Annotated in this window: 12 protein-coding genes and 1 tRNA gene; 5 read left to right on the top strand and 8 right to left on the bottom strand. The window is 67.2% G+C overall.

Features of this window, described 5'->3' with window-relative positions; translation table 11 throughout:
- The first annotated feature begins 147 nt into the window (after positions 1-147).
- From N8I84_RS17980 to N8I84_RS17970, 3 genes are all read left to right on the top strand, one after another.
- On the top strand, positions 148-792 hold the full coding sequence (locus N8I84_RS17980; RefSeq protein ID WP_263230487.1) for a dihydrofolate reductase family protein: 645 nt from the start codon (positions 148-150) through the stop codon (positions 790-792).
- A gap of 102 nt (positions 793-894) precedes the next feature.
- Positions 895-1269, top strand: a complete 375-nt coding sequence (locus tag N8I84_RS17975) for a hypothetical protein (protein ID WP_263230486.1) — start codon at positions 895-897, stop codon at positions 1267-1269.
- Between the two features lie 654 nt (positions 1270-1923).
- Positions 1924-2253, top strand: a complete 330-nt coding sequence (locus tag N8I84_RS17970; RefSeq protein ID WP_263230485.1) for a PAS domain-containing protein — start codon at positions 1924-1926, stop codon at positions 2251-2253.
- Positions 2254-2301: 48 nt separating this feature from the next.
- Here the strand turns inward: N8I84_RS17970 and N8I84_RS17965 are convergent, their stop codons facing one another.
- From N8I84_RS17965 to N8I84_RS17940, 5 genes are all read right to left on the bottom strand, one after another.
- On the bottom strand, positions 2302-3756 hold the full coding sequence (locus N8I84_RS17965; protein ID WP_263234799.1) for an alginate lyase family protein: 1455 nt from the start codon (positions 3754-3756) through the stop codon (positions 2302-2304).
- A gap of 708 nt (positions 3757-4464) precedes the next feature.
- A tRNA-Arg gene (locus N8I84_RS17955) sits at positions 4465-4537 on the bottom strand.
- A gap of 241 nt (positions 4538-4778) precedes the next feature.
- Positions 4779-6305, bottom strand: a complete 1527-nt coding sequence (locus N8I84_RS17950; protein ID WP_263230484.1) for a hypothetical protein — start codon at positions 6303-6305, stop codon at positions 4779-4781.
- Positions 6302-7228: a hypothetical protein gene (locus N8I84_RS17945; RefSeq protein ID WP_263230483.1), complete on the bottom strand. Its 927-nt coding sequence runs from the start codon at positions 7226-7228 to the stop codon at positions 6302-6304. The genes N8I84_RS17950 and N8I84_RS17945 overlap by 4 nt, the downstream gene beginning before the upstream one ends.
- 223 nt (positions 7229-7451) lie before the next feature.
- Positions 7452-8105 carry a hypothetical protein gene (locus N8I84_RS17940; protein WP_263230482.1) on the bottom strand — a complete coding sequence of 218 codons (654 nt, stop codon included), beginning with the start codon at positions 8103-8105 and terminating at the stop codon, positions 7452-7454.
- A gap of 326 nt (positions 8106-8431) precedes the next feature.
- On the opposite strand from N8I84_RS17940, the gene N8I84_RS17935 reads away from it, so the two are divergent.
- A complete protein-coding gene (locus tag N8I84_RS17935) occupies positions 8432-8836 on the top strand; it encodes a helix-turn-helix domain-containing protein (RefSeq protein ID WP_263230481.1) in 405 nt (134 codons plus the stop codon).
- A gap of 224 nt (positions 8837-9060) precedes the next feature.
- Here N8I84_RS17935 and N8I84_RS17930 read toward each other — a convergent pair whose 3' ends face one another.
- From N8I84_RS17930 to N8I84_RS17920, 3 genes are all read right to left on the bottom strand, one after another.
- Entirely contained in the window at positions 9061-9672 is a 612-nt protein-coding gene (locus N8I84_RS17930; protein ID WP_263230480.1) for a hypothetical protein, read from the bottom strand.
- Positions 9673-9966: 294 nt separating this feature from the next.
- A complete protein-coding gene (locus N8I84_RS17925; protein WP_263230479.1) occupies positions 9967-12483 on the bottom strand; it encodes a Mu transposase C-terminal domain-containing protein in 2517 nt (838 codons plus the stop codon).
- Positions 12484-12722: 239 nt separating this feature from the next.
- Positions 12723-12875 (bottom strand): hypothetical protein, encoded by a 153-nt coding sequence (locus N8I84_RS17920; protein WP_263235061.1) that lies wholly within the window; start codon positions 12873-12875, stop codon positions 12723-12725.
- A 1267-nt stretch (positions 12876-14142) separates the two neighbouring features.
- Between N8I84_RS17920 and N8I84_RS17915 the strand changes: the two genes are divergently transcribed.
- On the top strand, positions 14143-14991 hold the full coding sequence (locus N8I84_RS17915; protein WP_263230478.1) for an oxidoreductase: 849 nt from the start codon (positions 14143-14145) through the stop codon (positions 14989-14991).
- The last annotated feature ends 13 nt before the right edge of the window (positions 14992-15004 follow it).

The raw sequence follows: 15004 nt of genomic DNA, 5'->3' as shown, positions 1-15004 counted from the left end.
GCCACGGCGACACCGACAACGTGGCTGCTCCCTGACGCGTCCTGGGGAAAGTGCCGGGCCGCTGTCGATCCGGCCACGTCCTGTTCGACGTCATGGTGTGCGGCGCCTCGCCACACGATGACGCGGCAGGACCTGACGAGGACAGACGTGGATCAACTGCTGAGAGTGATGAACTTCAACGTCTCGAGTGACGGAATCGGTGCCGGTGAGCACCAGAGTCTCGATAGGCCGTTCGGCCTCGACCATCCCGAGAGGCTGTTCGTCTGGGCCGGAGCCACGGCGAGTTGGCCCATGCGCACGGCTCCCGGGGGGAGCCGGGGCCTGGACGACTACTTCACGCGAGATTTCGCACGCAACATCGGTGCCGAGATCATGGGCCGCAACAAATTCGGGCCCCAGCGCGGGCCCTGGCAGGACCATGAGTGGCGCGGCTGGTGGGGCCAGGAGCCCCCGTTCCGCACGCCGGTGTTCGTCATGACTCATCACGAGCGTCCGTCGTTCACGCTCTCCGACACCACGTTCCACTTCGTCGGCGACGACCCGGCCACGGTCCTCGAACGGGCGCGGGAAGCGGCGCAGGGCAAGGACGTCCGACTCGGCGGCGGTGTCACCACTATCCGGCAGTTCCTTGATGCCGACCTCGTCGACACCATGCATGTGGCGGTCTCGCCGGTAAAGCTCGGGTCCGGACTACGCCTTTGGAAGTCCCCTGAGGAGCTGCTCGACCGGTTCCACCTGGAGGTCGTGCCCAGCGCGAGCGGCGTGATGCACCACCTGCTCTGGCGAAGGTGACGCGACGGCCCCCTCGAGTTCAGGCTTCGGCTGCGAGGGGGCACCCGCCCCAGCGGATGCCCTTTTCACTTCGGTGCGGCACTGACCAACATCCCTGACACCGTGTTGCCCACGGTGGACGCGGTCACGGTCACCCCCGGTACTGTCGCGGCCAATGACACCCAGACATGGATCAAGCTGACGATCGACGTGTCCGCCTCCACCGCCGGGGTGAACGGCCTCGATCTGTACCTGGTCGACGCCTCGGGGCACGCCTACTCGATCGGGTACGGCGGTGTGCCCACGACCTTCTCCGGCCCGCTGGACCGGTACTTCACCCTGCCGCAGGGCACCGCACCAGGCACCTACACCATCGGTTTCAGGCTCGAGGACCAGGCCTACAAGACCGTGGGCTACGGCCTGCCCGGCAGCGACAGCCAGCCGATGCCCGGCGGACCGCTCCCCCTTACAGTCACCGACCCGGTAACCGCCAGGTGACTATTCGGGACAGGCTCCAAGGCTCCGGAGCGCGCTCCTGGATAGTCACGCAACAAGGCATCCGTGTTGAGTCGCAGCAGATCACAGCACAGATCCGTCAGTACATGACGGCGACTTCGACCGTGCGATCGCTGGTCGACTGGGAGCCGCCCTCCGCGAGGACAGGGAGAGGCCTCGGACTGAGGGGGCCGACTCGGGAGGAAACCCCTCCTGAGCCGGCCCTGCCTGCTGTGCCCCCGGCAGGATTCGAACCTGCGACACCCGCTTTGGGAGTGGGATCGAATCTTGCCGGGTGGTGCTCGGCGCTGCATCGTGGTGCTGTTTCGCCTGATCAGCGCCACGCTGTTTAGCCTTTCATCCGGCTCATGACGCACCGTTCCGGACAGTCCGCTCACGCATCGCGCACGCACGGGGAGGGTCCGCTGCCGCTGCGTCAGCCGGGATGAAAGCCCAGTTCTGCGAGGAGCTGTCGGGTGGTCAGGACTTCAACTCCGCGATCACTGGCGCGGTTGGTCAGGCGCCTCTCGTTCGTGACTGGGGTGCAGCCCTCGACCTCGGCTGTCACGGCGATGAGGGCATCTGGAGTGTGGTCGATGTTGCCGGACCGCAGGGCCTCGGTGGCTTCCTCGTCGTCGTGGAGGCGGCAGAAGTACAGTGCCCGCGAGCACGATCGCCGGGCAGGGACCCGGGAGCGCGGAGCCGCCGTCGTGCACCCGGCGGCCCGCCTCGCTTGCGCAGCTCCCGCAGCCCGTGGCGATCTACGACCGCGAAGCGCGATTTGTGGCGGCCAAGGAGTTGATGATCCAGGCATTGGGCAGGAGCCAGGAGGAGATGCGAGGGCTCGCTCTGTGGGAGATCGAGCCCCACCCGCCCTTCGACGAGATCGACCGTCTCCAGCGGCAGGTCCTGTCGGGGTCCGGGGGCCAGGGCCGGATCCGCCACGTTTCCGCGGACCAGACCCTGGGGGAGCCCCTGGGGGTGTGACACACATCCGGGATGTAACAGATTTCGGGAATGTGCTACATCTTCCTACTATGCCCCGTGGCGACCCCGGTCGCGGCGGCGCAGGAAGAGCAGGCCGCCGGCGACGGCGGTGACGCCCGCGGCGGCCGTCCACCCGACGATCTCGCCGGAGCCGGTCGCGGCGAGGCCGCCCCCGGTGGGGGACGCGGAAGCGGAGGCCGCCGTCTGGGGCCGCGAGTCGGAGGCGGCGCCCGAGGCTGAAGCGGCGGGCTTCGGTGTGGCCTTGGTGTCCGTCGCCTTGTCCCGCGTGAACGCCAGTGTCCCGAAGCCGAGCTGGTCGAACCCGCCGCTGTTGGGCCCGTAGTCCCCGCCGCCGCCCTCGGGCGCGGCCTTGGCGGCGATCTGCGTGAGGTATGTGGCGGACAGCCCGCGCCGCTTGGTGTAGTGGTTGGCGACCATGGCCCAGACCGGCCGCATCTGCGCCGGGCTGGCGGGGGCGACGTTGGTGGGGTGCTGGATCCCCGGCCGACGGTCCAGGCTGGCGTAGGGCGTGTACGGCACATTCCCGCCCAGGCTCCACTTGGCCACGTACTGAGCGCCCTTGAGGAAGCGGTTGTCGTCGTAGCCGTACAGGTCGATGCCCTGGTTCCAGGCCATCTCGCAGACGGTGCCCATCAGGCCGACGCCCATCAGCGAGTGCCCCTGGTCGCGCCCGGCCTCCATCCACTGGGCGAGCCCGTCGTCGTGCACGACCGGAATGGCGTGCTTGATCGAGCCCATGCCGTCGCCGTGCTTGAAGTACTCGACGGCCCGTTCGACCTTGGCCTGGTCGTCGCAGAAGATGCCCGTGGCCAGCGCGCAGGCCATGTTGCACAGGTCCCAGTTGGGCCAGTAGTGGGGGGCGGGGGTGCCGTTGTGCCTGGCGAGAAAATCCTCACTCACCGAGTAGAAGACGTCGAGCAGCATCTTCTGGAATCTATCGAGATGGAAGTCCTTGTGGTCGCGTACGAGTTCGGCTGCGTTGGCGGCCTGGTACCCGTATATCCCGGCGGCCAGGAACCGGTCGGCGCTGCCGTCGACTTTCGTCAGCTTCGCCGACCAGGCGTTGAGGATCGCGACGGCGGTGTCGGCGTGGGCGCGGTCGCCACTGACGTGGTAGCGCAGGGCGTTCTGGTACGCGGCGTGGATGTCGTTGTAGAGGATCCCGTAGTTCTGCGGCCACGTGCTGCGGGGGCGCAGTTCCACGCCTCGGTACACGATGGCCTGCGGATTGGGCGTCCAGTCGCTCTGTGAATGCCGGTTGGCGGTCAGCTTCGCGTACCCGGCGGTGTAGGGGGAGGCGCCGGCCTTGACCTTGGCGGCCATACGGGCGAGGTCGGCGCCGGTGTGGAGGAGGCCGGGGTGCGCGAAGGACCCGCCCGCGGCCACCGAGGGGGTGGCGACGGTGGCGAGGCCGACGGCTCCGGCTGTGGCGCCCGCGGCCTTGAGCATGGTGCGGCGGCTGATCGGTCGTGTCACATGCATGCTACGGAGACGGGCTGGGGCGAGGCCGATAACGAAAACTGGACGGGCCGTGGTGCAACGGGCCACCGGGCATGACAGCCCGGCACCCCGCCTCGGCCGCTCAGCGCGACCAGAGCAGGTCTCCGCGCGTATGGTGCCAGTATCAATGGGGCCCATGGCCCCCCGAGCGGCGAACGGCGCCGACCCCGCATCGTAAGTCGCGGGCACCGCCGGGCGGCCACTCGGCACCGGTAGCCACCCGGCCTGTCTTGTCCGGCTCCGCCGTGCCTTGGGGTCTGGTAACGGCCGAGGCCAGGACAGGGGTGTCGGCCCGGCCCCGCTGGCGGGCCCAAATGCATGCGCCACTGCTGAGGAGCGGGCTCGGGCCGCACGGGCTGGGTGCCGGCCGTGCGCCGAGGCGTTGGATGCGCCAGGTCAGGACCCGTGCAGGCCAGCGGGCGTCGTCCAAGGCACGCTGATCGGCCGCCTGAATAAGCGGGCGTTCCGGGTCGTGGTCGGCTGCTTCGGCATCGGCGAGGGTGGCGGTGAGTGCGTCGAAGGCGGGGTCGTCGATGACCTGCTCGGCGCGATCGGGCACGGCCTGGTGGGGAGACGTTCGGGAGATCAACTCCCCGTCCGCTCACGCAAACGGCCCCGGACGAGGAGTCCGAGGCCGAGCAGGAGCCCTCCCCGGGAAAAGAAACCCCAGGCCAGAGCGGCAATGCGTTGTGCCCCCGGCAGGATTCGAACCTGCGACACCCGCTTTAGGAGAGCGGTGCTCTATCCCCTGAGCTACGAAGGCAGGGATCTGTCGGAAAACGTGTCTGAAATTGGTGCCCAATTAGGCGACCTTGTCAGACGCGTTCCCGGCAGTGTTGCGATGGCAGAGCTGGCCTGCAGCCGTGCCACCGCCCACAGTGTAGCGGCTGGTGCCGCGTCGGCCGGAAGGTTGGTCAGGTTGGCTGCTGCGAGGCAGGTCAGGTCGGAAGTGAGTGTCGCTGGGCTGGGCTGGGCGAGTGGGTGGGATGGGAGGCGGGTAGGCGTCAGGCTGCGAGGTCGGCCGGCGGCTGGTCCAGGCCCCTGGTGCTCTGGGCCACGGCTCGGGCAGTGGAATTGTTGACCCAGGCGTAGCCGATGTAGATCAGCAGGGCGGCATTGGCGCCGTAGGCGGGAACCCGTTTATGCGGATAGCGCTGGTCGAAGCGTGAGTGGTTTGACTCGCTGTCCTGTCGGAACCCCTTGAGGCGTCGGCCCGCAGGTGTGTCAGGCGGGACTTGCCTCAGGTGCTCGGCCCTATTGAACCGCTGCTTTCTGGTGGACGGATCGATTTCTCGGTCCGCTTGAGTTTCGTCCACGCGGATGCGGAGTTCGTGGTGGCCACTAGGGCAGGGGATGGTGAGGCGATGATAGAAGCGGGTCGCTTTCTGCTTTCGGCGTTCCAGTTCCTCAACCGCGAGGGGGGCGTAGTACGTCTCGCCGTCAACGGTGATATGGCGTTCGCAGGCCCGGCCTTCGACGGCGTAGATGTCGTGACGGCACTTTCCGTGCTCATATCGTTGGATCGGGTGCGGCTGGATACCGCCATGCTGCGGAGTGAAAACGACGATTCCATCTGAGATCAGCGGCGCCCGGTGGACGCCGCGCAGGGCGGTGTCGTATGTGAACCCGCGGATCCCAGGGGCTTTACTAAGGAGAAGGCGAACGAGGCGGACCACGGCTGTCCCCTCGTCATCGCGTTCGGGGTCACGTTTCCTCGATTTGTGGCGGATTGATTCCAGAGCCAGGATCACCCGGCTGTGAGGGGTGTTTGCCGCACGGACAGCAAGGGAGAGGAATTTATTCCCATATACTCTACGGCCTCCACCCTCGGTTGTGTAGCTGGCGTCCTCGTCCACGCGGTGGCGGCGTTTTTCGCCGGTTTCCTTGTTTACGGTCTCGTGGTGAGTCTGGCTTGAAGGCGGCGCTGCAACCGTCGCGTCACCGTGGATTACCTGGTCGCGATCCGGATAGATCCAGCTTCCGCGGGGTCTCGATTCCGTCATTAGCCCCATGTCCAGTGCCTGCTGGATCCATAAATCCCGACTTGCGTCGCGTACGGCATTCACGTGTTCCTTGAGTTGGTTCTTGAAAAAGTAATTCCATTGACTTCTGTTGGGGCCGACAGCTTTAAGGGACTCGGCTTCTTCAGGGCCGAGGTGTTTCTCTACAGCCTTGCGTACCGCGTTCCACCACATTTCTCGCTGGAGGTGACGTGCCGTGCTTCGTGCGGAGCCGAAGACGGAAATCGCACAGAGGAAGAGAAAGTAGATGTAGGGAGGGTGGGTCGGGGGGCGTCCGACGCTGTTCTGTTCGCGGGCCGGCAGAGCCTGCCGGACGGCCTCGAACAGGTCGGGATTGCTCAGGAGGTGCTCGAACCGCTCGTCGATCGCGATTGGTGGCGCTTCGGGGCCGGGTGGTGGCGGGAGGTCGGAGGCAGAGCCGAAGGCATCGTCGGGGATCGGACCGAGTAGCCAGGGGCGTTCCTTACTCTTTGTACCGGCGCAGCGGGGGCGCTTTTTGGGAGTGCTCACGCCGCTTCGCCACCTTCGCCTTCTGGGTTCCACCGGTGTCCGGCCAGGCCAGCGGCTGCGTCCAGAGAGGACAGTCCCAGGCGGCGGGCGACCTCGGACAGCTGACCGGTCTCGTGGAGGATCTTCCGGGCGACATAGCGGGTGACGTCCTTGGGCTCGACCTTGCGCCGCCCCGTGGACAGCCCGCTGCGACGGGCGATGTCCCCAAAGCCGCTGCAGACGCTCGCCTGGGAGCGGTAGGCGGAGGAAGCCGCGGTGACCAGGCGTGGCGGAGGGCCGGTCTCGGTAGCGTGCAGGAGGTGGGTGCGGCGTAGCCGCAGCACCCGAACGCCCCACTCATCGAGTCGGCAGCAACGGCTGCGCGTGCGGGTGGCACCGTTGGTCCATACCTCAGCTGCGGTCAGGTCGAGGTCATCGGTGGTAGCGGCGGCGATCTCTGCGGTGTGCAGCCCAGCCAGGAGCAGGGCCAGAAGGGCGGCGTGGCGGGTGGCCGGCATGCCGCGCTCCGCGTGGAAGCGGAGCAACTGCATGTCAGGGTCGGTCAGTTCGTTCCCTGGTTTGCGCGGGCTGCGGGGGATCGGAGGAAGGTCGACGAGCGGGGCCGCCTTGGTGAGGCCGAGCGCCCGTGCCTCCGTGAAGAGCGCTTCGAGCGCGGAGCGGCGTTGACGGCGGGTGCCACCGGCGGGTGTGAGGATGACGCCCCGGTGGCGATCATTCCCCGGGGCCTCGATGAAGTAGGAGGCGAGCTCGGCTGTGATGTCGTCCAGACAGGTCACGCCCTGCGCCTCGGCGAAGCGCAGGAGGCGTTCGATGACCTGGATGTAGAGGGTGACGGTCTCGACGCTGAGCTCTCCTGCGGTGGCACGCCTCTGCCATACGCGGGCCACGGACAGCAGAGCATTTCGGATCTTCGTTCTGGCCACGGGCGCCTTCCCGAACGTGGCCGCGCGCATAAGGCGACGCGGCGCGAGTGTGCTGTAAGCGGCGTGGGCCCGCTACCGTGGTCGGTGCCCCTCGCCGTGTGTGAGGGCATGCTGAAGCCCCTCGTTGGCGCGGCTCTGCCGCGCGGAGTGGTGGTGGAGGCTGGGGTCCGGCGGTGCCACCCGGCCAAGGGATGCGGCGCCGCCGGACCTGCTATTTGGGTGGTCAGGGCATGGACACCCTCCTCAACTTGGCGAGAATTGCGGCCAGTCCGCAGATGTGGCGGTGCAGGGCGACGACGTCCTCGGCGGACAGGCGTGCCAGGTCGGCCAGCAAGATCGGCGGGCTCAGCAGCCCCATGAGGTCCCGATGGGGGTTCTGGTCCAACGAGTGGCCGGACTCGGAGCGTGGAGCGGGGAGGAAGCCTTCGAGCGCGCTGTCCTCGTCCGGGCAGTCAGCGTGGACGCCCAAGTCAGGAGAGGGTGAACGATCAGCGTGAGCCGTACGGGCCGTCGTGCGCGATCGTGGCACGGCCCGGTGCTCGTACCAGCTCAGGTAGCCGTCGTCCTCGGGAATCAGCATGCCGACCGCCACCATCAGGTCGACCAGGACCTCCATATGACGGTGGTGCGTCTCACCCGCGCGGGCGAGCGTCAGTAGTTTGCTCACAAGGCCGATCCGGAGCGCGGGACCCTGCGCCAGACGGGAGCGCGTTCCCTGGGCGAACCAAGATCCCCTCCACGTATCCCGCAGGGTCTGCAGGCCCTTCTCCTCGCTCTCCTCGCGTGCCCGCGCCACACGATCTGCTGCCGCCGTCGGCCGGTGGACACTGCGTCCGCCCGCTCGCTCGACCAGTCCGCAGGCACGCAGGAAGCTCATCACGAGACCGCAGCGGTGGGCCGGGATGCCCGTGAGTTCTTCCAGATCACGCGGCGAGAACGGGTCCTTTGCGGCACACGCAACCCAAATGATCACCAATTGTTCATGAGCCAGGACGCGGTCCGTGGGCAGCGACTGCCCCGGCGGCGCTGGAGCATTCCTGCGACTGCTCATGACCGCACTCCTCCATCGTCGATTCGTCTCGTGAGGACATGCGAAAGGCCCCGCGAGTGTGCTTGCTGGTTCTCTCTCACAAGCCCATGCCATTCAAGTAGCATGCTGGCTGGGTGGGCGCACCTCGGCGGCCCCTCCGTCACACTGTTCACATGCCCGGAGGAACGCGACGTGCCAAGAAGCCGTTCGAATACATCGACGACGGCGACTGGCCATACGCCGTGATGGATCACCACCTCGGGGCGCAGGTGGCCCAGGCCGTCGCCCGCGCACTCGCGGAGGCCATGGAACGGAAGAACATCAGCGCCAACGCACTGGCCCAGGTGAGTGATGTCAACCGGCAGGTCATCGCCAACGTCCTGGCCGGCACCGTATGGCCGGACCTGCTGACGGTGGCCAGCCTGGAAGGGGCCCTCGGGGAACGGCTTTGGCCCGATCATCTGGAGTGGCCGCTGGACGAGACCGGGAAACGGGCCCAGCCTCAGCCCGAGCGGATCAATCGGCAGCGAGACGTGGAAACGGCGGAGCGCGAGGAAAGCAGCCCTCGAACCCGCTAAGGAAGCGCGCATGCGTGTTCGACCCTTCGGGGGGTGAGTTGGCCGAACGCCCGACGCGCGCTAGCGCAAGCCTGTAGCGTCAAAAGCGGCGACCTTCGTGGACGCTGACCGCCGCCGTGTCCCAGGCCCGGGGCTCCAATCCATGGCGCCGAAGACACAGCGGCGGTCGATGAGTATGAAGTTGTGCGCCGGACTACGACCTCATGGGCCGTGACCCTTCGAGGTCAAGCTGCCTGCCACGGGGCCGCGAGCCGATAGAAGACCTTCTTCTTCGTGGTCCCTCTGCCGCCAGGAACCTCCTCCTTCAGCAGGACGCCTCGGTCGTGAAGACTTTCAAGGACCGAGCGATTGCGGCGGATGGCTTTAAGGGGTTCACCGAGGGCCTCCGTAACGTCCCGAACGCTCCAGTTGCGTCTGCCGTCGGTCGAGATCACTTCCATGATCGCCACGGAACGCCGGCCTTCGATGAGGACGACCGGATTGCCGGACGGGGGCACCCCGTCGGTCGGATCGTCCCCGGAGTCGCCCGCGGCCGAAGAGGCGGAGGCTACGACGTCCGGGACCACGCGCATGCGAGGGTTGGCAGATTGGGTCCGAGTGGCGCGCAGTTGCTGGCCTTCCAAGACGGCCGCGCGCAGCGTTTCCAGTACCTGCCGAGCACTGTCCCGGTTGGTGCATGCACGCTCTCGTTCAGTCTCGATGGCGGCGATCGACGCACGCAGGCGGCCCAGTTGCTCGTCATGGGACTCGATCAGCGCGTTGCACTCTCGGAGCATCTGCTCCATTTCCTGAGCCACCCAGTCTGCCGAGGGCGGGTGGCCTTCGTGCTGACTCATGGGCGCCACAGTAAGGGGGGATGAGGCAGGCCGTCTGCCCATCCCGAGAGGAGGGCAGACATGGTCAGACGTGGGCAGGGGATGGACCGGCCGTGATCGGCATCTTGCCTGGCCCGGCCTTTTGCGGTCCTGGCTTCCTTTGGGAAAGGGCAGAACACGTTGTTGGGTTGTGCCATGGGATATACACCGATGTTGGTCTTAAGAGACGGCCGCAATCTCGCTTGTTCACAAAACCTGGTTTCCAGAGCTGCGGCACTGCGCCAGCCGCCGGACGCCGCTGCCGGACATGACGGCTCACACGATGATGAGGTCGAAGTCCTGCTCGGTGATTTCCTCACGTCCGGTGAGGATCGCCTCGATGGCGGCAGAACGCACGAGGTGGGCCAGGGTGCCTGCCCAGCCGCCGGTTCTGGTGTGCAGCACCGACGCCAACCGGACCAGAGCACCAGGCTCCTGCTGACGTAGACGGAGATCATCGTCGAGATCTTCGACGAGACGTACCCAGTCCTTCCCGTACGGCATGGGAGTCGCCGCCAAGTGGGCCAGGCGGCCCGCAAGCGTCCCGGGCACGGTGAGGGGTCCCTCCTCCTCCGTCCCTGTGTACACGAAGGTGGTCGGCACCTGCTCTGCGACGAAACACAGCGCATCGACTGGGCTGTCTTTCAAGGTGGTTCGCAAGCCGGCGGAGAAGGCATCGTCGACCAGAACCACTGCGGTACCCGACGCCAGCAGAGCCTCGCGCGCTGCGTCTGAAGCCGCGCTCACCGACCGTGGAAGAGAAGGAAGGTCCAAGCTGTCAGCCAGCTTCTCGAGCACCGTGCGCGCGTTGTCGGCGGGATGCAGCCGGAGGCGGACGACCCGGCCGCGACAAAGGCCCTCATTGAGCGGCCCTGTGAAGCGCCGCTCCAGCTCCTGGAGCGCCGTCGTCTTCCCACTGCGGGGTGGTCCGGTGATCAGAAGTCCGTGCCGGCCACCGACCGCGGTACGGTTCAGCACGGTGAGCCGGTCTCCCAGCTTCAGCACCTCGCGTAGGAACGGTGTCTGCAGAACCGGGAGCCGGGCGTGATAGGCCAGGCGTTCCTGCGTGTGATCCAGCGAGGCAGACGGAGCCGGAACGCCACTGCTCGAAGGACGGCCATTGCTCAGACCGACACCGACTGCGTCTCTGCCGCGATGCCGGGGAGGGCGGCTGATCGAGTTCTTCCGGGCCAGCGGGATGCGCAGGCATGTTCCGGTTTCAGTGTCCACCCACACCTGGCGAATGTCGTGCGGGTCGAACCGCGTCTGCACCAACTGAGGTGGGACGGAGCGTGTGCTCTCGGTGGCAGACCCTGACGGGCGGAGTTCCGCGCTGTCGTAGCGCCGTCCTCTTACCTCGATTCCGTGCGCGCCCACCCGCCGTTCCACGCTCGGCAACAGACCCAAGGCCAACCGTTCGCCCGGGGGAAGGTGCACCCAGCCCAGTCGGGCGACGCTGGCCTCGTAGGCTGAGCTGGGCGTCGGCTGCTCCCAGCCGCCGGCCACCTCTTGCAACGCCCACTGGGGCTGGTGCTGCCAGACCGACTCCACCCACTGCTCGGCCCGCACCTGAAGCCGGCTGGTGAGCGCTGCCTCGTCGGAAGGCAAGTCAGCCCCAAAGTTGGCCAGCTCGGCGTTGAGGAGTGTGACGAGTCGTGTCGTGATCCGCTCGCTCTCCAACTTCATCGAGGGATGGTGTACGCCGACGTGGATGCCCAGCTCCCGACATGCGTCCATGAAGATGCGCCGACGACGCAGCGGGTGCCGGTCGAGCACCAGCGACTCAGGAATGATCAGTGGTACTGCCCGGAATTCCGGACCCCTGCTGTGTGTCTCGGCGTCCCGCAGAACGGGCGGATTGCACAGGCGCGCCAGCAGCAAGGGTGCGTCGAGAGACTGCCGGGAGGAGTAAACCATCAACGTACAGACGCTCCAGGTCAGTTCGTCCATCGCCACCGTCATCAGCAGTGGCCTCTTCGCGAGATGAGCCAGTCGCGAGGGCAATGCGAGAGGGACGGTGGAGACATGGACCCGCTCTCCCGGCCGGGACAGCCGGATGCCCGCGGCGCCGACCACCGGAATGCCTTCTGCCCGGCCCTGCCAGGAGACGAGGTCGTTCACAAGCCGCTGGAACGTCGACCGGGATGGCAGCGCTACGGTTCCGCTCCCATACAGGGACTTCAGCATTTTTGCCGTGGCCTGGCGGTAGTGCTCCGCCGAATACGTCCGCCCCTGCCGGGCGTCGTCCGAGACCAGGGACAGGAGCACCTTCAATACACGCGGATCTTGCCGAGAACCAGGCGTCGGCTCTCGGACGGCTCGCCCGTCGATCAGCCCTTCGAGGCCCCATACCTGGTAGTGCTGACGGCGGCGTCGCACGGTACGCGCCGAGGCACTCGCCACACCCGCCGCCCTGAGCTCGGACGCCTTGGCTTCTTCCCTCTCTCGCAGCGAACGCACCGCCGGGTCGTACTCGGCTCGGGGCACGTTCTCGGGATCGGCGCCGAAAGGCAGCCCGGTGATGACTTCCACGATGTGGCGTTCCCACCATCTGGCTCGCTCCAGCGACGCCTCGGTCGCCGACGGGCCGCGAATCGGTGAGGATCGAGGACCCTGCTCCAGCACGTCGAAGTCCGCGCTTCGCACCAGCTCCGGGATGCCCGTTTGGCGCACATCGCCGAACGGGTCCGTCAGCTCAACGACTCCGAGCGCCACCCTGGACACAACCCAGGCACGACCGCCGAGCCGTACCCGGTCCCCCAGACCCAGGCGCTGCGGCCACGACACATTCATCGGCCTTCCTCACCTGGCACCAGCCGTAACGCGGCTCGCGCACCGCTAGGTGTCACTTCGGGCACCATAATGACGCGTAAAACTAAACACAGTTGAGGAATACGGCGATTGTCGTCCGCAGCAGTCGGATGCCACGGGGCCCTCATGGCCCAGCGTTGTGACGACCCTGCCGGGTGTCACTGAGAGGTCGCGACCGTCACGCGAGATGGGCCCTGGACCGCCCGTACGATCGCAGCCGTTCAGGCGTTTGCGCCCTCCGTCGATCCCAGGTCCATGAGGTACGGCGGCTCTGCGGTGGCCTCCGCGAACGCGTGGGCCGCCGGTTCGAGCACCGGTTCCGCACGGGTGGGGGAGCGGCCGGACATCACGTACTCCTTGGCGGCGTCGTGCACGGCAGCCCAACACCAAGTAGGCCTGCCCCGCGCAGCCGTGGAGGCGCGGCCGGGCGCCGGCGCGAGCGAGGGGCAACAGGGGAACCCGGGTGCGGTCAGGGGCGCAGCGGTCACATGACTGTGCACCGTGGCCTTCCGGCCGCGGCGGTACATCCCAGCCAACCGGCAGGGCGCCCGCCTCGTTCGAGTGAGCAGACCCGAAGCCCTTCGCTGTGCCCCAGGACGGACAGGTGCCCCCTGGTCGTGGGTGACACGTTCGTCCCCCGCGACGAGAGCCACATCGCAGAGTCCTGCGCCGAGGCGCTGACTCCGGTGCTGCGCCAGGAGTTGCGGAAACGGGGGATGCGCGGCGGGTAGCCCTGAGGCAGCCTGTTCAGCGTGCCTGGTACTGGCTTTCCTAGGGACGGCGGCCCAGGAAAAGCCCTCTCTGTCTGCCCCGGCGCTGCGCCACGACGATGGATTCCGCAAGGCCCCTTCGTACATGAAAGCCGCCTCTGGTACCGAAGCCGGATTCCCTTCGAAAGTTGGCAAGACTGCTGATCGTCGGCAAGCCGGCTGCTCCCCGAGGTGCGGGGGCACCGGCGCCCCACACCGCGCCTGGCACTTCAAAACCGTGGTCGGCGTCGTCTTCGCGGTCATGGCCGCCAGCAGCGCACCGTCTCGGCTGTACGGTCTCTACCAGCAGCAATGGCACTTCGGAGCGACCACTGTCTACGGTCATCTACGCCTGCTACGCCCTCGGCGATCCTGACCCTCAACGGACGATCATTGGCGCCCCCGGACGCTACGGCTGGGTACGGAGCCACTCAGCACCCTCCTCCGGGTGGCTCCCGCCGTGACGGCTAGCTGGGCGGTCGTCGGCCTGCATCTGGCACTGGGTGTCGACCTGGTAACCGACCTACTGCACACCGGTGACAGGGCGCTGTCCTCGCTGGTCATCCGTGTAGTGCAGGGCTGTGGCGTCGTCGCTCCGATGCTGCTGCGGAGGCTCGGCGACCGGGCAGCGTCAGTGACGGGGTGCGCGCTGCTGGTAGTCGGAGTCGGTGTTCGGTGTCGCCGCTGCCTTCTGGTGGTGCGGGCTGATGGTGGCCCCTGCTCGGCGTGCTGGCGGGCGCCATCACTGACCCATGGGCACGGCCCGAGTCCCGGCCAGGGAGGGGCGCTGCCAGCCACAGAGCGCAGTGAGCGCTGTTCCACCGCCGCGGACATGAAAATTCGCGGCTTCTGACCTGGTTTTCCTAACATCAAACAAATGAGAGGTAGTGGCATGACCACTTGGTTCATCACCGGTGCGTCCCGCGGCTTCGGCCTGGAGATCGCGCGCCAGGCTCTGGAGCGGGGCGACAAGGTCGTGGCGACGGCCCGCAAACCTGAGCAGGTACGGGACGCGCTCTCCCCGTACGGGGACAGCCTGCTCCCTGTCGCCCTGGACGTGACCGACGAGGCCCAGACCCGCGACGCTGTCGAGGCAGCTCTCGAAAGGTTCGGCACGATCGACATCCTGGTCAACAACGCGGGACGGGGGGTGCTGGGCGCCGTTGAGGAGACCTCCGACGTCGCGATCCGCTCGGTTTACGACATCAATGTCTTCGGACTGGCCAACGTCACGCGCGCCGTTCTGCCGGTCATGCGCCGACAGAGGTCGGGCCGCATTCTCAACCTGAGTTCCATCGGGGGCTTCGAGAGCGTGGCGGGCTTCGGTGTCTACTGCTCCACCAAGTTCGCCGTCGAGGGCCTGTCCGAGGCGCTGCGCGCGGAACTGGCACCGCTGGGGATCCAGGTCACGATTGTCGAGCCGGGATATTTCCGCACCGACTTCCTGGACGCCACCAGCCTGCACACGGAAGGCCAGGTCATCTCCGACTACGCCGAGACCGCCGGCGCCGTGCGGCAGGCCGTTCCCGGACTCAATCACGCCCAGCCCGGCGACCCCGTCAAGGGAGCCACGGCCATCCTCGCCCTAGCGGATGCCGCCAACCCGCCGTTGCGGGCCCAGCTCGGCAGCGACTGCGTGGCCGCCATGGACCATAAGATCGCTCAGCTTCGCGAGGAGACCGACACCTGGCGTGAGCTGGCCTTGTCTACAGATCATGACGACGCGAAGGTCACCATCTGACCCGCCGTATGAC

Source organism: Streptomyces cynarae, assembly GCF_025642135.1.
GTDB classification, from domain to species: Bacteria; Actinomycetota; Actinomycetes; order Streptomycetales; family Streptomycetaceae; genus Streptomyces; species Streptomyces cynarae.
The sequence above is the reverse complement of the archived record's forward strand: the minus strand, read 5'-3'. Positions and strand labels throughout refer to the sequence as shown.

Excerpts from the sequence above, each read along its gene's own strand:
- N8I84_RS17965 (WP_263234799.1), bottom strand. The coding sequence starts at position 3,756 with ATGCATGTGACACGACCGATCAGCCGCCGCACCATGCTCAAGGCCGCG.
- N8I84_RS17940 (WP_263230482.1), bottom strand. The coding sequence starts at position 8,105 with ATGAGCTTCCTGCGTGCCTGCGGACTGGTCGAGCGAGCGGGCGGACGC.
- N8I84_RS17935 (WP_263230481.1), top strand. The coding sequence starts at position 8,432 with ATGCCCGGAGGAACGCGACGTGCCAAGAAGCCGTTCGAATACATCGAC.
- N8I84_RS17930 (WP_263230480.1), bottom strand. The coding sequence starts at position 9,672 with ATGAGTCAGCACGAAGGCCACCCGCCCTCGGCAGACTGGGTGGCTCAG.
- N8I84_RS17925 (WP_263230479.1), bottom strand. The coding sequence starts at position 12,483 with ATGAATGTGTCGTGGCCGCAGCGCCTGGGTCTGGGGGACCGGGTACGG.
- N8I84_RS17915 (WP_263230478.1), top strand. The coding sequence starts at position 14,143 with ATGACCACTTGGTTCATCACCGGTGCGTCCCGCGGCTTCGGCCTGGAG.